Below are 19,185 nucleotides of genomic sequence, written 5' to 3'. Positions count from 1 at the left end.
TGAAACAATCAGGCGACCTGGGCTGCCGGAGCGGGCTCGGCCAGTTTCCCGGCGTCGAACATCTCCTTGTAGACCGCCATCACCGCGTCCTCGATGGGCTCCATGGCATGCTCGCCGTTGGGCTGGATGCCGGCGTCTTCCAGCATGCCCCACGGTTCGAAGCCGATCTTGGAGCACAGCACCACCTCGCAACCCGAGAGGGTGCGGATGTTGCGCTCGAGGACGGATTCGGGCTCGTCGTCGCCTTCGCCACAGGTGTCGCCACCCGCGCAGTACAGCTCGGTCTTGCGATGGCTGATGAAGCGCACGCCCTCCGGAGAGGCCTCGTAGATGAGGAACTCCTTGGCATGACCGAAGTGCTCGGCCACCATGCCGCCCTTGCCGGCCACGGCCATCAGCACCGGACGGGCGTCGGGGGCGATGGACAGATGCACCGGGATCTTGGCGTTCTTGGCCGCGCGCTCGGCTTCGAGCTTGCTGATGATGTCGTCGTGCACCACCTTGCGACGCTCCATGGCCGCCTCGTAATCCACGTCCATGACGTCGATCTTGTCGAGGGTGAACTCGTCGCCACGGTCTTCGCCCAGCAGGCCGACCGCATCGGCGCGGCACTGGCGGCAGTGGCGCATCATGGCCATGTCGCCGGAGCACTCGTCCTGCAGCGACTGGAGCTCTTCGTCGGTCGGGCCGCGCTGCTCCATGATGCCGTAGTAGGTGCCGTGCTCGGCCTCGGCGATGAGCGGCATCACATTGTGCAGGAAGGCGCCCTTGGCCTTGACCACCTTCGACACTTCCTTCAGGTGCTCGTCATTGACGCCCGGGATCATCACCGAGTTGACCTTCACCAGAATGCCCCGCGAGGTCAGTGCCTCGAGGCCTTTCTGCTGTTGTTCGATGAGGATCTTCGCGCCCTCGACACCGCGGATGCGCTTGTTCTCCCAGTAGATCCAGGGATAGATCTGCGCGCCGATCTCGGGGTCGAGACAGTTGATGGTGATGGTGACGTGATCGATGTTGTGCTTGGCGATCTCGTCGGCGTACTGGGGCAGGTTCAGCCCGTTGGTGGACACACACAGCTTGATGTCAGGCGTCTGCTCGGAGAGCATCCGGAAGGTCTCGAAGGTGCGGTCCGGATTGGCGAGGGGGTCTCCGGGTCCGGCGATGCCCAGCACCGTCATCTGCGGAATCTCGGCGGCCACCGCCTTGATCTTCTTGATCGCCTGGTCGGGCGTCAGCAGTTCGGAGACCACGCCGGGGCGCGACTCGTTCGAACAGTCATATTTGCGGTTGCAGTAGTTGCACTGGATGTTACAGGCCGGCGCCACCGCCACATGCATGCGGGCGAAGTAGTGGTGCGCTTCTTCCGAGTAACAGGGGTGATCCTGCACCTTGCTGCGGATGTGATCGGGCAGATGGGACAGTGCGTCGGGCGCTGTGCCACAGCCGCTCGATGAGCAACCGCCGCCTTCGGCTTCGGTCGGGGTACTTGAAAGGACTGGGAGTTCCACGTTGCCGCTCCTCTGAAAAAGGGGGTGTGGCAGTACTGCAGCAACGGGCGTGCCAAGCACAAAATGCTATAAAAAACATAATGTTGATGTGTTCTGAAGATGTGCCATGTCGCCCCATTGTCACAAAGGTGACAGGGTGCACCGGGGCTCAAGATCGATGTGCATCGATCCGTTAGACCGAAGACGAGCCCGACCGAATCGAGGAACCAGATCACGTTGAAAACCGGTGAGCGCACGCGCGCGTCCAGACCCTCCGCAGCACGTCGGGCCGATCGTACACCCCGCGGCGTACGCGCTCGCCTGCGTGCCTTGCCGGTCACGGTGCTGGGGGCGGTGATCGGCTTGCTCGCCCATGGGGCGATGCTGGGGTTCTTCGCCTACTTTGGCCTGACCGTGATGGTGTGGGTGAACGTGCTCAGTCTGATGTTCTGGGTGGTGGGGGGATATCTCGCCTTGCGGGGCTTGAACGGGGTCGGCATTGCCGTTGCCAGCACCGAGATGGTGATGCACGCCGTCTTTGCGGCATGGCAGGTCGGGCTGGGTGGGGGGTTTCAGCTTTACCTGTGGTCGGCGGCCTGCCTGCTGGTGCTCAATCCCTACCTGCGCTCCGACCGGGCGCTGGTGGCCGGCGTGCTCGTCTCAATCGTCTTCGCCGTCCTGTATCTGATCCTGCCACCCGGCGCGATCGTCGCGCCATTGCGTGACATCCAGTCGGCGCTCTACTTCCTGAACGCCTTGTGCGCACCGTTGCCGATCGTCTTCGTGGTGATCATGGTGCGTCAGACCTTCGCCCGGCAGCAGAAGGCACTGCGTGCGATGGCCGAACACGACGAGGTGACAGGGTTGTTCAACCGGCGTCACGGCATGTCCGTCCTGCAAGCGTCGCTCGATGCGACCGAGCTCGGCGATGAGACCCTGTTTGTCGTGCTCTGTGACATCGACCGCTTCAAGTCGGTCAATGATGTTCATGGCCACCAGGCCGGAGACCGGGTACTGGCCCATGTGGGTCGGCACATGGCCAGCGCTCTGCGCAGCGACGATATGCTCTGCCGTTGGGGGGGCGAAGAATTCCTGATGGTTCTGCCCGGATTTCCGGCGGACGCGATTCGTGACCGGGTGGATGCCCTGCGCGATGCGCTGGCCGCCAGTTGCGCCGGGGGCAACCTTCCGAAAGTGACGATGAGTTTCGGGCTGACCCGGGCCCGGCCGGGTGATTCGGCGGACGAACTGGTTCGGCGCGCCGATGCCCTCATGTATGAAGCGAAGCGTGCCGGTCGAAACAAAGTGGTGGACGATCTGCAACCACGGGTTGTTGCAATGCCGACAATCGTGGCGGAAGTGCCCGCGAACGGCGATCAGCCGTAACGCTGCCGCCGGCCCCTGAAACCCGGTCTGCCCCGGGTCTCCGGGGCGATTGGCGCGGGCCAAGGGCGTTGGCGGCATGGCTGGCATTTCACTTGCTCGATACCGGTCATGAAGACGCATCTTGATTGGTCGGCCTACGACACCTACGGCATGGGAGACGCCTATGCCGGCATTCCTGCCACCGGCGGCAACTATGCCAAGGCGGTGGCGGTGTGCATGAACAACCAGCAATGCCAGCGGGACGGCAAGGGCGTGATGTGCCCGAGCTACCGCATCACCCATGATCCGGTGCACTCCACCGGTGCGCGGGTGAAGGCCTTCAAGGCGGCGCTCAACGGCGAGCTGGGCGATGCCCCGTTCCTCCACCCCGATCTGGAACGGGCCATGGATCTGTGCGTCTCCTGCAAGGGCTGCAAGAAGGAATGCCCCAGCGCGGTGGACATGACGCTGATCAAGACCGAATTCCTGGCCCAGAAATACGCGGCCCACGGTGCCCCCCGCCGCGCCAGACTCTTCGGCGGCTTGCCTCAATGGCTGCACCGCTATCACGGCCCGCTCAAGGCGGCCGTCAAGTGGCGCAATCGGAGTGCCCTCGTGTCGAAAGCCGCCGAGCAGCTGCTGGGCATCTCCGCCTCGCGGGTGATACCCGAGCTGGCCGAGAGCCCTTTCGAGGCCCGCCCCATGCGCAAGCCGGGCAAGCGGGGTCGGGTGTATCTGCTGGTCGATACCTTCACCCACTACTACCAGCCCGCCGTGGCTGCTGCGGCCATTCGTGTGCTGCGCGCTGCCGGTTACGCGGTGGACGTGCTGCGGCCGGGTGATGACGACGCCGAGCCGGACCGGCCCCTGTGCTGTGGTCGAACCTACCTGTCGCAAGGCAATGTGGAGGCCGCCAAAGCCGAGGCCAAGCGCATGATGGCCGCACTCGCGCCGGCGCTGGCAGACGGCACGCCCATCGTCGGCCTGGAGCCTTCCTGCCTGCTCGCCCTGCGTGACGAGTTCTACAGCCTGTCGCTCGGACCGCAGGTGGGTGAGCTGGGCAAGCAGGCCTTCCTGTTCGAGGAATTCCTCATGCGCGAGGGCAACAAGGGCATGAAACTCAAGCTCAAGCCCCTGCCCGCGCGCAAGGTGCTGGTGCACGGACATTGCCACCAGAAGGCCTTCGGGGCCATGAAGTCGATGCGCAAGGTGCTGGCCTGGATTCCCGAACTCGATGTCGAGCTGATCGATTCGAGCTGTTGTGGCATGTCCGGCAGTTTCGGGCTCGAAGCCGAACACGCCGAAGCCTCGAGGCAGATGGCCGAACTGTCCCTGCTGCCCGCGGTCCGACAGGCAGACGAAGACACCATCGTGATTGCCGATGGCTTTTCCTGCCGACACCAGATCGAGGAAGGCAGCGGTCGGCAACCGGTGCATGTGGCCATGGTGCTGGCCCGGGCGCTGGCCTGAACGCGGGCACGCGTGTGCGGGCCCACCGACAGGAGTGTGGGCATGACTGAACTGACACTGCCGCGCCGCCCCGAGGCGGTGCTGATCGATCTGGCCGGGGTGCTCCATGTGGGCGACGCCGCCATCCCGGGCAGCGTGAGGGCACTGGCGCTATTGCGTGAATCGGGTCTGAAACTGCGTTTTCTCACCAACACCACGCGCTCGCCGCGCGCCGATATCGCAACGCTGCTCGAGCGCCTGGGCTTCGACATTGCCGAGAGTGAGATCCAGACCGCCGCCGCGGCCGCCAGACACGTGGTCGACGCCCGTGGCCTCAAGCCCTTGTATCTGATCCACCCGGCGCTCGACGCCGAGATGGGCCCCAGCGCCGCGGCGCCGGATGCGGTGGTGATGGGCGACATGGGGCCGCACCTCACGTACGAGCACCTCAACCGCGCCTTCCGCCTGCTCATGGACGGCGCGCCCTTCATCGCCATGGCGCGCAACCGCTACTTCAGGGAAGAAGACGGCCTGTCGCTCGACATGGGGGCGTTCGTCACCGGGCTGGAGTTCTCCAGCGGCGTCGGCGCGGAGATCGTCGGCAAACCGGCCGCCGGGTTTTTCCATGCCGCGCTCGACACCCTGGGGGTCTCGGCGGATCGCGCCGTGTTGATCGGCGATGACCTGCATGACGATGTGGGGGCGGCACAAGAGGCCGGGATTGCCGGGGTGCTGGTGCGGACGGGCAAGTACCGGCCGGACGATGAGCAGGATGAAGCGGTTCGTGCGGCGCGGGTGGTGGATGATTTTGGCGCCGCCGTGGCGTTGCTGCTTGAATCCCCCTAAGCCCAGTCGGGCGGCGGCGTGAACGCCTCGCTCAGATAGTCCATCAGCGCACGGACCTTGGCCGGCAGGTGCTTGCGGTGCGGATAGACCGCATGAATCTGCTGATGCTCGATGCCATAGCCGGTGAGCAACGGCACCAGCCGGCCGGCCTCGATATCGCGCGCCACCATGAACAGCGACAGGCGGGCAACGCCGCCGCCGAGCAGCGCGTATTCATGCAGGGCGTCCACGTTGTCGGTCACGAAGCGGCCGCGCGGCTCGACGAGCTCAACGCCGTCGGGACCGCTGAACTGCCACTGATTGAAGGCGTCACTGGTGGACAGGCACAGGCAGTCGTGCTGACGCAGTTGAGCCGGGGTGTGCGGCGTTCCGTGAGTGGCCAGATAGGTCGGGCTGGCGCACACCACGCGCCGGCTCTCGCCCAGCTTGCGCCCCACCAGACTGGTGTCCTTTAGCGCCCCGAGGCGGATCGCCACGTCGACGCCTTCGGCGATCAGGTCGATGGCCTGGCCGGTGAGCTGGAACTCCAGCGTCAGTTGCGGATGGCGGGCCGTGAACGCCGGCATCAGCGGTAGCAACTGGTGCTTGGCGAAGCCCGGGGTGCTGTTGATGCGCAGGATGCCGGCCGGTTCGCGCACGAAGCCTGTCAGGGCCGCTTCGGCGTCTTCGATGTCGGCGAGAATCTCCTGGCAGCGCGCGTAGTAACGCTCGCCCCCTTCGGTCAGGTTCAGGGTGCGTGTGGTGCGATGGAGCAAGCGCACCCCGAGGCGCGATTCGAGTCGCGACAGCAACTTGCTGACGGCCGACGGCGACAGGTCCAGCTGGCGACCGGCGGCAGAAAAACTGCCACGGCGCACCGCCTCGACAAACACCTGCATCTCGGTCCATTTGTCCACGTGGGAACTCCGGTTGTGAATCTGATTCACAGATCATGTGACTGTTTTGATGTTTATCATAAATCGCTGTCGGGCTAGGCTGAAACCATTGCCCTGTGACGCGAGATGCCCGTGAGCGATCCTGTCGACGTGACCCTGTACTTCAACTTCCGCAGTCCCTACTGCTACCTGGCCAGCAAGACCCTGTGGCCGATTGTTGACGACTACAACGTGCGCCTGCACTGGCGCCCCGTGGGTGGCTGGGATCTGCGCTCGTCGCCCGACCGGGCCAAGAGCAAGATGCCGCTGGCCCGCCAGGACGTGGCACGTTTCGCCCGGCGCATGGGGATTCCCGTCGTGCCGCCGCCGGTCACCACCGACCCCACGCGGGCGGGTGCCGGTTCGTTGCTGGCCGAGGCGAAAGGCCTGCTGCGCCCCTACATCGTCGAGGTGATGCGTGCCGAGTGGGCCGATGGGCGGGATATCGGTGACCCGGCGGTGTTGCTCGAGGTGGGCGAGAGCATCGGCTTGGCGCGCGACGAACTGGCCGCCGCGATTGAAGATCCGGCCTATCTGGCGCAACTGGCCCGCCATGCCGAGGAAGCGGCCGAACGCAGTGTGATCGGTGTGCCCACCTTCGTGATTGAAGATCAGATCTTCTGGGGGCAGGACCGCATCGACTTCGTGCTCGACGAGCTGCGCGAGCGCCGTGCGGCCCGCAACTGAGGACCACCCATGCCGGATGTGACGCTCTACAACAAGCCCGAATGCCCGTTCTGCTGGAAAGTGCGGCTGGCCCTGCACGCCTGTGAAGTGGATGTCCGTGTGCTGGACTGGCAAGCACCCGAGCATCGAGTGCAATGGGAGGCATTGACGCCCGGAAAGACGGTGCCCGTGATGGTGTCAGGGGCCCATGTGATTCACGAATCGAACGTGATCCTCGAATACCTGGCCGATGTCTCCGGCCGCTTGCTGCCGGCGAGCGCCGAGGGGCGGATTCGGGCCCGTCAGCTCAATGCCTACAGCGATGGCGTGGTGGGCGCTGCGTTGCGCGAGGTGATCTTCGAAAAGCGCGGCAAGCCGCAAGCCGAGTGGGATCTGGAACGCATTCAGGCGGGTGTCGAGGGTTTCGAGCAGGCCCTGGTCCATCTGGACGCCCAACTGGGCGAGTCCCTCTTCTTTGCCGAGGATTATTCTTTCCCGGAGTGCGCGCTGACGGCCCGTTTCGGCCTGGCCGAAGCGTACGGTGTGTTCATTCCGGATCGGTTTCCCCGCTTGCAGCAGTGGTTCCAGCGCATGAAGGCACTGCCCGGCTACCGCGCGACGGCACCGGCGCGATGCCTGGCGCCGGACGACAGCGAGCGTCGGGTGTGACCGCATCGGGCGACGGTGGGGTCCGGCTCAGGCACCCGCCGCGCCCGGTTCGCCAAGCGTTCGGGCCTCGCGCGCCAGATTGGCGCGGGCCCGGGTTTCAAACCGCGCCCGAAACGTGTGGGTCTGATAGATGTGTGGCCGGGCCTGCATGTGGCGGATGAAGCCGAGCCGCCCCGCCTTGAACGCCGGGTCGGGCACATGGGCGTATTCGGCGCGTATCTGTGTCGTGTAAGCGTCATACATGGCCGGCGGGGCACCGAGGATGCTCAGGTCCAGATCCATGAGTAGCGCCGCATCCACGTCGCCGGGCGGAATGTCGTGCGTCGCGGTGTATTCGATCAGCGTGCACACACGCTCGACCCGGTCGATGGGCCAAGCCGCCAACACCAGTTGCGCGCGCGCCAGGGCCGCCGAACGTGCTTCATTGTCGTCGGCCGTCGGGTCATAGACCGCGTCATGAAACCAGATGGCCGCTTCCAGTGCCTGTGCATCGTGCGCCTCATGGCGAACGGGTGCGAACAGCGACAGCATGGCGCGAATGTGGTGTTCGGTGTGGTAGTGACGCCCTTCACTGCGGTAGCAACGCAGGGCGACGGCCTGCCATGGGGTTTCAGTCATCGCGGCTCATTCAGTGTGCGGCCAGAACGAAGAGATAGTGCGCTCATCGACGCTCGATGGTGGTGAAAAAGCGACGGGGCCTGTGCGTGTCGGGATCCATCGCCAGCCCCCGGCTGAATCGGATCGTGACCGTCGCCGACCTCAACCACACCACCGGCGCCGAATCCTGTTCTGCAATGCAGCGGGTCCGTCCATCGGGCGACAGCAGCTCGAATCGCAGCAGATCCCTGCCCGAATCGCTGAGCCAGGCCACCGGGGCGTCGACATCGATGACCCGGTTGAGCGTACCCTGGTCAATCATCTCGCCCTGCGAGCGTGCCGAGGACAACCTTAGCTGCCAACCCAGTGCGTACAGGTTGGTGCGCAGGTGAGCGGTGAAGGTTTCGTTGTCGAGGGGCTCGTGCCCCAGTTCGATGACCATGGTGTCATGGAACGTCGTATCGGACGCCGGGCGGCAGTTCATCACTTCGTCCAGGCGCGCCAGCCAGACGAAAAAGTCCCAGTCGGCGACGTCTTCAAGCATCGACACCGCCGTAAAGTCCATGGCGGCCATGTGCGCATACCGGCCGGCGCAGTAGGTGGTGGAGGCCGATTCTGTCCGGAGGTCGATGATCAGACATTGCAGGCCTCTGCTGCCATCCATCGAGCCAGCGAACCGGTTACTCTCGCGCCAGCCAGACCCATTGCACTTCATTCCCCCGCGACTTAGGCATGATTTCCCCTTCGAAGAGCAGGTGGTTTTCGTACAGATCGTCCACACGTCCCCAGCGACCCGCCCGAGAGCATGTTTGCCCCGTCGCCAGTGTGATGGGTGTTTCGCTGGTTGGCAGAACCACTACGTCGCTGCTCGAATCGGCCTGTGAGTTCGCCTGTTTTGCGGCGCTGTTCAGGAACGCGACTGCTTCATGCACACCCACGAAAAAGTCCCAACTACCGAGTGTGCGATCTGCAAAGGGGGTGGTGTCGCTCTGATACAAACGGCGGAACAGGCGTGCGTCGTAATCGATCGCGAAGACGCGCTGCCCATCCAGTGACAGCGTGAATGACAGAAAACCCACACGTTCGAATCCGGACGTGTCCAAGGCCGGTGCGATGGTCGTTTCCACGCGTGCGTGTGTGGAAATTTCGCCGCGGGCATTGCGGTGAAAGAGTGGCCATACGTGATCGCTGCTGTCACGAAAGCAGAAATCGCCGTCGGACGCCCAGTATGCGCAATAGCGCTGGCTCTCATGCTGGTAATAGCTACCTTTGACCGGTACGGAGTGACGCAACTCAAGAGGTGTATCGCCGTCTGCCGGCCATTCCTCTTCCGGTAATGCATACCAGTCTGGGTTGTTCTCATCGAGCGTGATCAAATCACCACTCGTGTGATGGCGCGCGAGGATGACGGATTTATGCTTCATGCCTTATCTCCTCGGATTGACGATGGCGTCAATCTCGTCCAATAACTGACGAGCTCGTGACGCGTCGCCCGATTGCTTGGCTGCGTTGTATTCCAGAATTCTTTCCCAGGGAAAGTCGTCGCCACCGGTTCTCTGCGCGCCCTCAATGATCTGCTCATCCGTTTTCGGGCCACGCCCCACAGGAATCTGGTTGCCGTTCTCGTCGATACGGTAGCCCCTGCGGAGATCTTCGTATTTCGGCCCTAGCGGGTCACCGTAGACCCGCTCATTTCTAGCATAAATGACTTGAGCAAGGTCAGGGTCCGTCGCATCCTTGAATTCCTTGCCGATCGCCCGTCGCTCCTGATGAGCAAACCGAGCGATATCCTCGTTCGACATGCCTTCGGCGCGCATCCGTTCGACCCGCTCACCGATCCGGCGTCGGACGGCGACCTCATAATCGAGGCGCATGAGGGGTTTGGCAGAGTGCGCCAGCGTATTGGCGGTGTCAGAAGCCCCGTCAATACGGCCCGGCTGAGCACGATCGAGCAGTCTGTCCAGTTCCCGCTTGAGGAAACGCATCGTATCGGGGATACGCTGCTCTCCCATTTCCTGAAGCTTCTTGATCTGATCCTCGACCAGTTGGAGACGTCGGATCTTGTCGCCCATCACCCACTTGGCGAGCCAGCTGTGGCGTACATCGGCAATTGCCAGACGCAGCTTGGTCGTGATCTCGGAAAACTGCCGCACGACGTCGCGTGCATATTGATCCATGGGCAGGTTGCGCAGCCAGCGAACCGGGTCGCCCTTACCGGCGCCCCGCACCAGCGCAAGAATCATCTCGATGGCTTCATCCGCATGCCGAGAGCCCTCGCGAATGGCACGCACGAGAATCTTGAAGACGCCTTTGAGCAAACTGCCCAGCACCGGGATGAGGCCGATCAGGGTGATGCAGAGGGCGACCCACTTCCAGGTGTCCTCCGGGTCCTCGGTCAGCATGTACAGATTGGCGATGACGTCGCGCACATCGGCAATCTGATCAATGATCGGGATAGCGGTGATGATGCTCGAGACAATCGTCTGCGACATCGACGGATCTTCGTTGAAGTCACCAAGAAGCACCCCCCAGAACCAGTCGAGCGCGTCCTTCATGACTGCACCTCGTCAGCATAGAGTTGAAACAGCGCCGCTTTCTGCTCATCATTGAGCTGCTTGCCATAGGCCGGATTCCAGTTGGGCTCCGGGGGCTCATCGAATGCCCAGTCGCGAACATCCTCGCCAATTTCGATTTCCGCAAAACCTGCAGGGGTTCCATCGATGCGGACAAAGCCGGAACTGTCGAGCTTGGCGGTCCGGATCGTTCCGTCGTCGAACCGCACCTTGACGTCGGCGCCCTGGACGGCCGACCCGTCGTAGTACGCCCGCTTGACCTCGATGAAATGCGGCGTTTCCTGAAGTGTGCCGCTGGGAAGACCTTCGAGCGATGCCGCCTGACTCCCCGGCCCCACAAACGCATTCCCACTGCCCTTGACCGAGAACGTCCCCGGGCAGGCAAAGGTGATGTCCCCGCCCTTGAGCGTGACGGAACTCTGCCCGGCCTTGAGCACGATGCTGTCCTTGGCCTGGATGTGGATCTCGTCGTTCGAGCTGGTGATGGTCACCGAGTCGTCGGCGAGGATTTCCATCTCGTCGGTGTGGGCCTGGAGGGTGTGGGTGCCGGCGGCGGCGATGGATTTGATGCCGCCCGCGTGGGTGTAGAGGCTGGCCGCTTCGCCGGCGGTGGCGGAGAAGGTCTTGGCGCTGGCGATGTGCAGGTCTTCCTGCGCGGTGGCGTGCAGGTTCTGGCTGGCGAAGAGAATGCTGCTGGCGGGGGTCGAGAGGCCGATGTCGTCCGGCCCTTCGGTGACGATATAGGGCTTGGCGAAGCGTTCGGTGGGCTCGCCCAGAGTTCGGCTGCCGGGTTGGGCTTTCTTTGCTTCCTGCCCGCCGATGCTGCCCTCGAATTTGCCCTCTTTCTGTGGATCGAGCCCGTCGATGAATGCCGTTTGTTGCTTGTTGGCCTTGAGGCCGAGGGCACCGGATGCGCTGGCCGCGTCATTGAGCGATTGGGCGCTCTGCTCGGCCGCGCGCAGTTGGCCGACAGCTTCGGCCACATCCATCTGGGTGCTGGTGGCGTTCTGGCGGGCGGTGGTGCTGATGAGCATGCCTTCGCCGGCACGCACGGCCAGCCAGCCGTCGGTGCGTAGCTCAAAGCCGGTGCCGCGCCAGGGCCCGCGATGGGCGCTGTCCAGGCGCTGATCCACCAGGTGGCCCAGGCCCAGCTGGGCGTCGGTTTCGCTGGTGGCCAGACGGGTGCGCAACTGGCCCGGGGCGTCGTCGGTGAGCCACTGATTGGTGCCGGCGCCCTTGCCTTCGTGGTTGTGGCTGTGCCAGCCCGAGACGGTGCCGGGGTGGTTGGCGCCTGAATCGACGCCGGCCGAGAACGGGGGCAGGTCGGCGCCGTTGTAGCACTGACCGACCACGATGGGCCGGTCGATATCGCCATCGACGAAGTCCACCAGCACTTCGGTGCCGATGCGCGGCAGGAAGTGGCTGCCCCAGTTGGGGCCGGCCAGCCATTCGGCCACCCGCACCCAGGTGCCTGAGGTGGCGTCACCCGGGGCGTTGCCCTCGGTGGCGGCCGGCCCGGTGTCGTTGAGGCCGCCCGCGTTGGGCGCCTCGCCGCGCTGCCAGGGGTATTGAATCTTGATGCGGTGGTCGCGATCGGTGGTCAGTGCCGCCTCCGGGTGGCCCACCACCAGCGCCACCTGCTGGCTGACCCGGGGGCGTGCCATGGGCGCGGGCACCACCGGGGCGTCCGCGCGCTGGACCACGAAGCGGTTGCGGTAGGTGCCTTGCTCCAGCTCGGTGTTGCCCAGCAACTGCGCCGCTTCGGCGCCCAGGTTGTTGGCTCCGTGGTGCTCGACACTGAGCAGGCGCAAGCGGGCGTCGTCGCCTTGGTAGTGATCATGCTGGGTGAGGGTGAAGAGCGTGCCCTCGGCCATCTGGCGCACGGCGCCTTCGCCGGCAATGCGGTGGTGTTCGGATTCGAAGGCCGCGAGCATGAGATCGGTGCGCAGCTGGGCGGCGGCAGTGTCTTCGAAGCGATAGGCGCTGGCGCCTTCGTAGATTTCCAGCGTGGGCAGCTCGCCCATGGCCAGCGGGCTGGTCGCCTGGGCGGCGGTGGCGGTGAGTTTCCTGTAGTCCCAGCTGCTGCGGGTGACCGCATTGGGCACCACCTGGCGAATGTCGCGCAGCACATTGATGCTGTCCTCGAATTCGGGGCCGTCATTGCGATGGAAGCGCATGGTGGGCTGGAGACTGTCGGGTGCCTCGGCGTCGCGGTCGAAGATGACCAGCTTGTGGCGGGCATGGGAGGCCGATGCATCGTCGCTGGCCGTGGTGCTCTGGTCATGCTCGAAGCGCCACGACAGGCCCTCTTCGGCGAGCAGACGGCGCAGGAAATCGAAATCGGTTTCGCGGTACTGGGTGATGCGGCTGTACTGGCGCAGGGTCTGGGTCACATCGGCGCGCCAGTCGGCCATGACATAGTCGCCGAACATCTCTTCAGCGATGCCGAGCACGTCCTTGTCCTGGAACTGGAAGCAGTCGCGGCGTTGGGCACAGAAGGCCAGCCAGGGTTCGACCACCAGCCGGTAGCGGGCCAGCCCACCGTCGGCCCCCAGGTTCATGGCTTCGGTCACATAGCCATGCCAGTTGCGCAGGCTGCCGTCGGCCTGCAGCAGGCGCAAGGTAATTTCCTCCCCCAGCAGTTGCTTCAGTTCAAAGTGCGCGTTGCCCGACAGGCAGTCCACCTCGAAGCGAAACAGTTCGCTGATCGCTTCCCGGCCCGTCAGGCGTTCGACCACCAGCGCGGACTCGGGAAGGGGCGTCTCGATGTGGAGGAGACGGGCGTGCTGGGAAATGTGCGCGGTGAAGAGCTGGCGCAGTGATGACATCGAGGTAAGCCAAGTGGATATCCGAGGCCGAATTCGAGCATGTCATATATGCCATGTCAATGCACAAGTTCCCGGCGGTATGCACTTGTTCCTCGCCGGCGGCCTGGTGCGCCGTTCAGTCCAGAAGCGCGACGGATTTGATCTGGGCGCGCAGTGCGAGGCCGGGGCGGATGTCGAGCTTGCGCCGGGAGCGCTCGGTGATGCGTGCGAGCAAGGGCTCGCCGGCGCAATCGAGACGCACCAGCACCTGGCCGGGTGTGTTGGTGGGGGCGATGTCCACGACCACCGCGCCGACACAGTTGAGGATGGAGGTTTCCGGCTGCGGCACGAGGGCAAGGCTCACGTTGCGGGCGTGAATGCGACAGCGCAGCGGCGTGCCCACCGGTTCTTCCCGTTGTGCGACCCGGATGGTGCCACCGGGGAATCGCAAGCGGGTGATGTGGTCTTCTTCCTGGCCCTCGACGACCGTGTCGAGCACCACGCCGGCGTCGTCGGCAAAGGCGGCGGGCAGGTCGATGCGGGCCAGCACGTCGTTGAGCGGGCCGCTGGCGATCACCTTGCCCTCATCGAGCAACACCAGGTGGTCGGCCAGCCGCGCCACTTCTTCGGGCGAATGACTGACATAGACGACCGGGATGTCCAGCTCCCGGTGCATGCGCTCCAGATAGGGCAGGATTTCGCGCTTGCGCTTGAGGTCGAGCGCCGCCAGCGGTTCATCCATGAGCAGGATGCGTGGGGTGTTGAGCAGCGCACGGGCGATGGCAGCGCGCTGGCGCTCGCCCCCGGAGAGCTGGCTGGGCTTGCGATCGAGCAGATGGGCAATGCCGAGCATGTCGGCAACGTCCTTGAGGCGGTGGCTGCGCTTGCCGTCAGGCACGCGGCGCAGGCCGAACTCCAGGTTGCGGCGCACGTTCAGGTGCGGGAACAGGTTGGCTTCCTGAAAGACCACGCCGATTTCGCGCTCATGCACCGGCGTGAACTGCCCGGCATGCTGCCACACGGTGTCCCCCAGGGCGAAATGGCCGGCCGGTGCCTGTTCAAGCCCGGCCATCGCACGCAGGATCGTGGTCTTGCCCGAGCCCGAATGCCCGAAGAGGACGCTCACCCCATGGCCCGGCAAGGTCAGATCCACATCCAGACAGAACTCGCCCCGGTCAACACGGAAACGGGCGCGGATGTCGCCATTCATCGCAGCCGGCCCCGATTGAGGGTGTAGAGGCCCATGAGGACCACGAAGCTGAACACCACCATGCCGCCCGAGAGCCAGTGGGCCTGGGTGTATTCCAGGGCTTCGACATGGTCATAGATCTGGACCGACACCACCCGCGTCTTTTCCGGGATGTTGCCGCCGATCATGAGCACCACGCCGAACTCGCCCACCGTGTGGGCAAAGCCGAGAATGGCGCCGGTGATGAAACCGGGCCGCGCCAGGGGCACTGCAACCGACCAGAAGGCATCCCAGGGACTGGCGCGCAGGGTGGCTGCGGCCTCAAGCGGGCGTTCGCCGATCGCTTCGAATGCGTTCTGGATCGGTTGGACCACGAAGGGCAAGGAGTAGATCACCGAGGCAATCACCAGCCCGGGGAACGTGAAGGGCAGCAGGCCGATGCCCAGCGCTTCGGTCAGCTGGCCGACGGGGCCGTTCGGCCCGAGCGTGATGAGCAGGTAGAAACCGAGCACCGTCGGAGGCAAGACCAGTGGCAGCGCGACCACGGCGCCGATGGCGCCCTTGAAGATCGAGCGGGTGCGGGCCAGCCACCAGGCGATGGGCGTGCCCAGGATGAGCAGCAGCACCGTGACCACGGTGGCAAGCTTCAGGGTCAGCCAGACGGCAGCAAGGTCTTCCGTGAGCACGAGTGAGAGACGCGTCGGTCAGTGTTTCGAGAAAAGATCCCGTACTTTACACAGCGACGTCGTGATATCGAAGCCTGGGCCCGGCAGCGCTTCCCCGGCCATGATGCGGGTGACCGCCATGGTGGGGTCTTTTTCGCTGGTGAGCATCACCTGGGCGCCGCGTTTGCGCATGTGACGCATGAAGCCTTCCCCGGCGCTCGCGCCGACCATGATGTCGACCCCGTCGAGCGGGTGCGGGCGATCGTCTTCGAACACATGGAAGATCTGGTCCCGCCTCAGCGTGATGCGCTCAGGCGCAGGCAGCAGTCGGGTGCTGTGGTGTTCGGTCAGGTCGTATAGCAGCCAGTGCAGCGATTTACCGATGTGGCCGCCGACCTCCTTGAAATGTTTGGTGGCGATGGCGATTTTCATGCTTGGGTTCCCCTGTCGGGCGCAATGGTGACCGCCACATCCCGTGGCGGGGCGAAGTACGGGGCGCTGGTGACCAGTATGTCGGCGCCGGCGCGGGCGTAGTCGGCGGCATTGCTTGCGGTGATGCCGCCGGCAGCGGCAATGAGCGGGCGCCGGGGGCCATCGCGCAGGCTGGCGCGCAAGGCGGCGGTGGCTTGTGCCGACCATTTTTCCAGCTGGATCACGTCCGCACCGGCCTCGATCCACGCGTGGGCTTCGGTCTGGCTGGCGACTTCGACCACGACCGGGCGTTCGGGCCAGCGCTGGCGCAGGCGTGCGATGGCCCCGGCCGGCGGTTCGTGCATGAGGCAGCGGTGCTCGTCGAAAACGAGCAGGGTTTCAGAGAGGCTCAGGCGGTGGGCACCGGCGCCCCCGCTCAGCACCGCCTTGATGCTGGCGGATTTTGTGCCGGGAAAGGTCTTGCGGGTGCAGACCACGGCGCAATCGGCGCGGGCGTTGCGGGCAGCGACGACAATGTCGTGTGTTGCACTGGCGATCCCGGCCAGGTACTCCATCAGCGTTTGCGCCGTCTTCCAGACAAGATGAACCTGGCTGGCCGGGCCGGTGAAGCTCAGCAGCTGATCGTCAGCCTCGGCCCGCGCACCCGAGACCCGGGACAAGCACACGTCGAGGCCACGCAGCACGCCCATGCGTGCAGCCTCCTCGCTGCCGCAGACCGTCATCGGGCCACGTGCCCGAAACGTCATGCGCGCGCGCGCCGCACCAATGCCAAGCGCAAAGGTGGTGGCGTCGCCTTGAGGCGCGTCTTCGAGCAACATGCGCTCGAGCTCGGCGTCCGGCAGGGTGTAAGGGCTCATGAGCTGGCTCGATCTTCAAAAACCATGATTTAAGTGTGGTTTATGGGGCGATCATTCTCTCCGGAGAAACTCCGCGACGTCAGTCAGGGATGGTGTTCAGGGCCTTGCGTAGCCGTAGGACTTGATGATGTCCAGTGCCGCATCGCTCCTGAGAAAGTCGACCAGCGCCGTCGCCGCCGGGTTGGCTTCACCCTTCTTGAGCAGCACGGCATCCTGGCGGATGGGGGGGTACAGGTCGGTCGGGACGTCCCAGCGTGAACCCCCCAGGGGTTTGCCGTCCTTGAACAACTGCGAGGCCGCGACAAAGCCGAGTTCCGCGTTGCCGGTGGCCACGAATTGCCAGGTCTGCGAGATGTTCTCGCCGCGCACGAGCCGCGGTTCCAGCCTGGCGCCCAGGCCCTTCGCGGCAATGACTTCCATGGCCGCGGCCCCGTAGGGCGCTGTCTTGGGATTGGCGATGGCCAGATGACGGAAGTCCCCGGTGGCCAGTACCGCGCCGGCGGGATCGACCCGGTCGGGCTCGGGTGACCACAACACCAGCCTGCCGATCGCATAGGTGAAACGCTGCCCGGAGACGCCGATGCCTTCGGTCTCGAGTTTCTCGGGCCTGTCGGCGTCGGCCGCCAGAAACACCTCATAAGGGCCGCCGTGCACGATCTGCGCGTACAGCTTTCCGGTCGACCCGTACGACACCTTGGCCTGATGGCCCGTGGTCTGTTCGAATGCGGCGGCAATCTCCTGCATCGGGGCCGTGAAATTGGCGGCCACGGCGACGCTCACCTCGCCGGCATTGGCAAGGGAGCCGGTGGCGATGCAAAGCGCGAGGGCGAGGTGGTGACGTGTCGGCATGCGTTTCAGCGATGGGTGGATGGGAGCACGAGCCCGGTCATGGTAGCGCCGGGGCTGCGTTCATGCGATCAGGCATCGAAGTGGGTGGCCAGGCAGCGGACCGCGGCGCCCAGATCGAGTGCCTCCTGGCGCGCGAGTACCTGAGGGACGGCCGACGGAAACTCGAAGGCAATGCCATAGGTGCCCCGCGGTTGCCCCTGGAGGTAAATACGTGCACGCAGACGCCGCAGATCCGAGTGACGGAGCGTGACCGTGTCCGGGTCTTCATCCTCGATGATCTCGCAAGCGCGCGCCACGCGTTCGCCCAGACTCACGAGCAGGCGGCGGATGCGATTGTGTTTCGGCAGCGTCCAGGGGTTGGCGTTCATGAGACAAGCTCCTCGTTGGCAACAAGATCCGGCACGATCAGGGCCAGCCACCTGGCCACCCGCTCGTCCGTCAGAGCGGCCTGAGCGTGCTGATCAATCGCCAGGCCAAGAAACTCGTCTCCGTCCACCGCAACCGACCCGGTGAAGCTGTATCCGGTCGTCGGCCATCGACCCACGACGCGGGCGCCCAGATCGGTCAGCTCGTCATACAGCAGACCGATCCCGTCCACGAAATGTTCCGGATACTTCTCCTGGTCCCCCAGGCCAAAAATGGCCACGACCTTGCCGTTCATGCTGCCCGGCTGGAGCCGTGGCATGAATTCGGCCCAGCTGGGCTGGTCAAGACCGGTGTTCAGGCCGGGTAGCTCCCCCTCGCCGAGCGTCGGCAGGCCGAGGATGTAGGCGTCACACGCGAGGAAGTCCTGCACCGAGGTGCGGCCGATATTGGCCGGTTTTTCCGTCGTGACGCCATGGTCGCTCGCCAGTTGGCGGGCGATCTGCTTGGCCAGCAATCGGGTGCGGCCGGTTTCGGTCCCAAAAAAGATGCCGAGCCTGCTCATGTCGAAGGCTCTGCGGGGGCTTCCTGCGTCAGCTCCTCGGGCAGCACACCGACCGGGTTGCCCAGGGTGTCGTCGGGGCCGGTCTCGAAGCGCACCAGGTAGATTTCCTGGCTCGGGGCCAGTTCGGCATGGCCAAACTGAACCACCACCCCTCGGGTCCCGGCCGCGGCGATGAGTCCCTCCTCATCCACCCCGGGCATGCCACCGTCGTTCACGATGTCATTGACCGCGAACACCATCTCGCCGATGTCGTATTGCTCGGTTGCCATGGCACGTCCTCCGCTTACCAGACCTCGGCCGGCGCCACCAGGCGTTCGACCGGTTCGTCACCCAGCAGATGCTTGTCGATGATCTCGTCCACGTCGCCCGGCGTGACATGGGCGTACATCGTCCCCTCTGGATACACGAGCACGCTCGGCCCGGTCTGACAGGGCCCGAGACAGCCGGTGTTCGTCAGCTGCAAGCCCTGCTCCCACAGTTTTCGAGCCGCAAACGCGTCCGAGAATGCTTGCCAGAGCGGACCGCATCCGCTGGCCTGACAGGAGCCCCGGGGGTGCCCCTCCGGACGACCCTGGACGCAGACAAGTACATGTTTTTTCGGCTTGGGCATGATGACCTCCGTGGTTTTCACGTCTCATTGCAAGCCGCATGCCTGAAAAAAACTGCACTTAATCAGAGGTTTAAGAACTGGCTGGTTTGTCGCAAACCCGACAATGGACCGATCTTGACGTGAAGAAGCCGGGATTCACCCCGGGCGTGAGTCGCTGGCGTACCACGACGAAAGGTCAAGTAATTGAACACGAACGTGTGTTCGATCACATCTGGTGTTTTCAATATTGTTGCTAAATATCATGGCCGCAGAGGTCGGCAAAAAAAACACATACACACAATA

21 protein-coding genes are annotated in these 19,185 nt (G+C 64.5%); 5 read left to right on the top strand and 16 right to left on the bottom strand.

The window, feature by feature from the left end; translation table 11 throughout:
• Positions 1-8: 8 nt before the first annotated feature.
• Positions 9-1,508, bottom strand: coding sequence for a nitrogenase cofactor biosynthesis protein NifB (gene nifB, locus J0W34_RS20920; protein ID WP_230970071.1), 1,500 nt, complete (start codon positions 1,506-1,508; stop codon positions 9-11).
• Positions 1,509-1,724: 216 nt separating this feature from the next.
• Between nifB and J0W34_RS20915 the strand changes: the two genes are divergently transcribed.
• The 3 genes from J0W34_RS20915 to J0W34_RS20905 all read left to right on the top strand — a co-directional run bounded on the left by J0W34_RS20915 (position 1,725) and on the right by J0W34_RS20905 (position 5,147).
• Positions 1,725-2,873, top strand: a complete 1,149-nt coding sequence (locus J0W34_RS20915; protein ID WP_230970070.1) for a GGDEF domain-containing protein — start codon at positions 1,725-1,727, stop codon at positions 2,871-2,873.
• 108 nt (positions 2,874-2,981) lie between these two features.
• Positions 2,982-4,322 (top strand): (Fe-S)-binding protein, encoded by a 1,341-nt coding sequence (locus tag J0W34_RS20910; RefSeq protein WP_230970069.1) that lies wholly within the window; start codon positions 2,982-2,984, stop codon positions 4,320-4,322.
• Between the two features lie 42 nt (positions 4,323-4,364).
• Complete coding sequence (locus J0W34_RS20905; RefSeq protein WP_230970068.1) at positions 4,365-5,147, top strand: TIGR01458 family HAD-type hydrolase; 783 nt, start codon at positions 4,365-4,367, stop codon at positions 5,145-5,147.
• On the opposite strand, the gene J0W34_RS20900 is transcribed toward J0W34_RS20905, so the two are convergent.
• A complete protein-coding gene (locus tag J0W34_RS20900; RefSeq protein WP_230970067.1) occupies positions 5,144-6,043 on the bottom strand; it encodes a LysR family transcriptional regulator in 900 nt (299 codons plus the stop codon). The two genes, J0W34_RS20905 and J0W34_RS20900, sit on opposite strands and share 4 nt — an antisense overlap.
• Positions 6,044-6,154: 111 nt before the next feature.
• Between J0W34_RS20900 and J0W34_RS20895 the strand changes: the two genes are divergently transcribed.
• Together J0W34_RS20895 and J0W34_RS20890 are read left to right on the top strand one after the other, a co-directional pair.
• Positions 6,155-6,748: a 2-hydroxychromene-2-carboxylate isomerase gene (locus J0W34_RS20895; protein WP_230970066.1), complete on the top strand. Its 594-nt coding sequence runs from the start codon at positions 6,155-6,157 to the stop codon at positions 6,746-6,748.
• Positions 6,749-6,757: 9 nt separating this feature from the next.
• Positions 6,758-7,396 (top strand): glutathione S-transferase family protein, encoded by a 639-nt coding sequence (locus tag J0W34_RS20890; RefSeq protein ID WP_230970065.1) that lies wholly within the window; start codon positions 6,758-6,760, stop codon positions 7,394-7,396.
• Positions 7,397-7,423: 27 nt separating this feature from the next.
• On the opposite strand, the gene J0W34_RS20885 is transcribed toward J0W34_RS20890, so the two are convergent.
• The 14 genes from J0W34_RS20885 to J0W34_RS20820 form a co-directional block, all read right to left on the bottom strand.
• Positions 7,424-8,014, bottom strand: a complete 591-nt coding sequence (locus J0W34_RS20885; RefSeq protein ID WP_230970064.1) for an HD domain-containing protein — start codon at positions 8,012-8,014, stop codon at positions 7,424-7,426.
• Positions 8,015-8,057: 43 nt separating this feature from the next.
• Positions 8,058-8,657, bottom strand: coding sequence for a hypothetical protein (locus tag J0W34_RS20880; RefSeq protein WP_230970063.1), 600 nt, complete (start codon positions 8,655-8,657; stop codon positions 8,058-8,060).
• A gap of 16 nt (positions 8,658-8,673) precedes the next feature.
• Positions 8,674-9,417: a hypothetical protein gene (locus tag J0W34_RS20875; RefSeq protein WP_230970062.1), complete on the bottom strand. Its 744-nt coding sequence runs from the start codon at positions 9,415-9,417 to the stop codon at positions 8,674-8,676.
• A gap of 3 nt (positions 9,418-9,420) precedes the next feature.
• Complete coding sequence (locus tag J0W34_RS20870) at positions 9,421-10,548, bottom strand: hypothetical protein (RefSeq protein WP_230970061.1); 1,128 nt, start codon at positions 10,546-10,548, stop codon at positions 9,421-9,423.
• Entirely contained in the window at positions 10,545-13,394 is a 2,850-nt protein-coding gene (locus tag J0W34_RS20865) for a type VI secretion system Vgr family protein (protein WP_230970060.1), read from the bottom strand. The genes J0W34_RS20870 and J0W34_RS20865 overlap by 4 nt, the downstream gene beginning before the upstream one ends.
• Before the next feature lie 115 nt (positions 13,395-13,509).
• On the bottom strand, positions 13,510-14,583 hold the full coding sequence (gene modC / locus J0W34_RS20860) for a molybdenum ABC transporter ATP-binding protein (RefSeq protein WP_230970059.1): 1,074 nt from the start codon (positions 14,581-14,583) through the stop codon (positions 13,510-13,512).
• Complete coding sequence (gene modB, locus J0W34_RS20855) at positions 14,580-15,248, bottom strand: molybdate ABC transporter permease subunit (RefSeq protein WP_230970058.1); 669 nt, start codon at positions 15,246-15,248, stop codon at positions 14,580-14,582. Before modB ends, modC begins: the two co-directional genes overlap by 4 nt.
• Before the next feature lie 18 nt (positions 15,249-15,266).
• Positions 15,267-15,659 carry a NifB/NifX family molybdenum-iron cluster-binding protein gene (locus J0W34_RS20850; RefSeq protein ID WP_230970057.1) on the bottom strand — a complete coding sequence of 131 codons (393 nt, stop codon included), beginning with the start codon at positions 15,657-15,659 and terminating at the stop codon, positions 15,267-15,269.
• On the bottom strand, positions 15,656-16,516 hold the full coding sequence (modD, locus tag J0W34_RS20845) for a ModD protein (protein WP_230970056.1): 861 nt from the start codon (positions 16,514-16,516) through the stop codon (positions 15,656-15,658). The genes J0W34_RS20850 and modD overlap by 4 nt, the downstream gene beginning before the upstream one ends.
• Positions 16,517-16,612: 96 nt before the next feature.
• Positions 16,613-17,365, bottom strand: coding sequence for a molybdate ABC transporter substrate-binding protein (gene modA / locus J0W34_RS20840; RefSeq protein ID WP_230970055.1), 753 nt, complete (start codon positions 17,363-17,365; stop codon positions 16,613-16,615).
• A gap of 68 nt (positions 17,366-17,433) precedes the next feature.
• Positions 17,434-17,733 (bottom strand): hypothetical protein, encoded by a 300-nt coding sequence (locus J0W34_RS20835; protein ID WP_227818133.1) that lies wholly within the window; start codon positions 17,731-17,733, stop codon positions 17,434-17,436.
• On the bottom strand, positions 17,730-18,293 hold the full coding sequence (locus tag J0W34_RS20830; RefSeq protein ID WP_230970054.1) for a flavodoxin: 564 nt from the start codon (positions 18,291-18,293) through the stop codon (positions 17,730-17,732). The genes J0W34_RS20835 and J0W34_RS20830 overlap by 4 nt, the downstream gene beginning before the upstream one ends.
• Positions 18,290-18,562: a nitrogen fixation protein NifZ gene (locus J0W34_RS20825; protein ID WP_230970053.1), complete on the bottom strand. Its 273-nt coding sequence runs from the start codon at positions 18,560-18,562 to the stop codon at positions 18,290-18,292. Before J0W34_RS20825 ends, J0W34_RS20830 begins: the two co-directional genes overlap by 4 nt.
• Positions 18,563-18,576: 14 nt before the next feature.
• The gene (locus J0W34_RS20820) at positions 18,577-18,903 is read right to left on the bottom strand and encodes a (2Fe-2S) ferredoxin domain-containing protein (RefSeq protein ID WP_227818136.1); all 327 of its coding nucleotides are present in this window, start codon (positions 18,901-18,903) and stop codon (positions 18,577-18,579) included.
• Positions 18,904-19,185: the final 282 nt, after the last annotated feature.

The organism is Nitrogeniibacter aestuarii (genome assembly GCF_017309585.1).
Lineage (GTDB): Bacteria > Pseudomonadota > Gammaproteobacteria > Burkholderiales > Rhodocyclaceae > Nitrogeniibacter > Nitrogeniibacter aestuarii.
This window is presented reverse-complemented; position numbering and strand designations above follow the sequence as displayed.

Coding starts and splice junctions, on each gene's coding strand:
- J0W34_RS20910 (WP_230970069.1), top strand. CDS start 2,982: ATGAAGACGCATCTTGATTGGTCGGCCTACGACACCTACGGCATGGGA.
- J0W34_RS20905 (WP_230970068.1), top strand. CDS start 4,365: ATGACTGAACTGACACTGCCGCGCCGCCCCGAGGCGGTGCTGATCGAT.
- J0W34_RS20890 (WP_230970065.1), top strand. CDS start 6,758: ATGCCGGATGTGACGCTCTACAACAAGCCCGAATGCCCGTTCTGCTGG.
- J0W34_RS20885 (WP_230970064.1), bottom strand. CDS start 8,014: ATGACTGAAACCCCATGGCAGGCCGTCGCCCTGCGTTGCTACCGCAGT.
- J0W34_RS20880 (WP_230970063.1), bottom strand. CDS start 8,657: ATGGATGGCAGCAGAGGCCTGCAATGTCTGATCATCGACCTCCGGACA.
- J0W34_RS20875 (WP_230970062.1), bottom strand. CDS start 9,417: ATGAAGCATAAATCCGTCATCCTCGCGCGCCATCACACGAGTGGTGAT.
- J0W34_RS20870 (WP_230970061.1), bottom strand. CDS start 10,548: ATGAAGGACGCGCTCGACTGGTTCTGGGGGGTGCTTCTTGGTGACTTC.
- J0W34_RS20865 (WP_230970060.1), bottom strand. CDS start 13,394: ATGTCATCACTGCGCCAGCTCTTCACCGCGCACATTTCCCAGCACGCC.
- modC (WP_230970059.1), bottom strand. CDS start 14,583: ATGAATGGCGACATCCGCGCCCGTTTCCGTGTTGACCGGGGCGAGTTC.
- J0W34_RS20850 (WP_230970057.1), bottom strand. CDS start 15,659: ATGAAAATCGCCATCGCCACCAAACATTTCAAGGAGGTCGGCGGCCAC.
- modD (WP_230970056.1), bottom strand. CDS start 16,516: ATGAGCCCTTACACCCTGCCGGACGCCGAGCTCGAGCGCATGTTGCTC.
- modA (WP_230970055.1), bottom strand. CDS start 17,365: ATGCCGACACGTCACCACCTCGCCCTCGCGCTTTGCATCGCCACCGGC.
- J0W34_RS20835 (WP_227818133.1), bottom strand. CDS start 17,733: ATGAACGCCAACCCCTGGACGCTGCCGAAACACAATCGCATCCGCCGC.
- J0W34_RS20830 (WP_230970054.1), bottom strand. CDS start 18,293: ATGAGCAGGCTCGGCATCTTTTTTGGGACCGAAACCGGCCGCACCCGA.
- J0W34_RS20825 (WP_230970053.1), bottom strand. CDS start 18,562: ATGGCAACCGAGCAATACGACATCGGCGAGATGGTGTTCGCGGTCAAT.
- J0W34_RS20820 (WP_227818136.1), bottom strand. CDS start 18,903: ATGCCCAAGCCGAAAAAACATGTACTTGTCTGCGTCCAGGGTCGTCCG.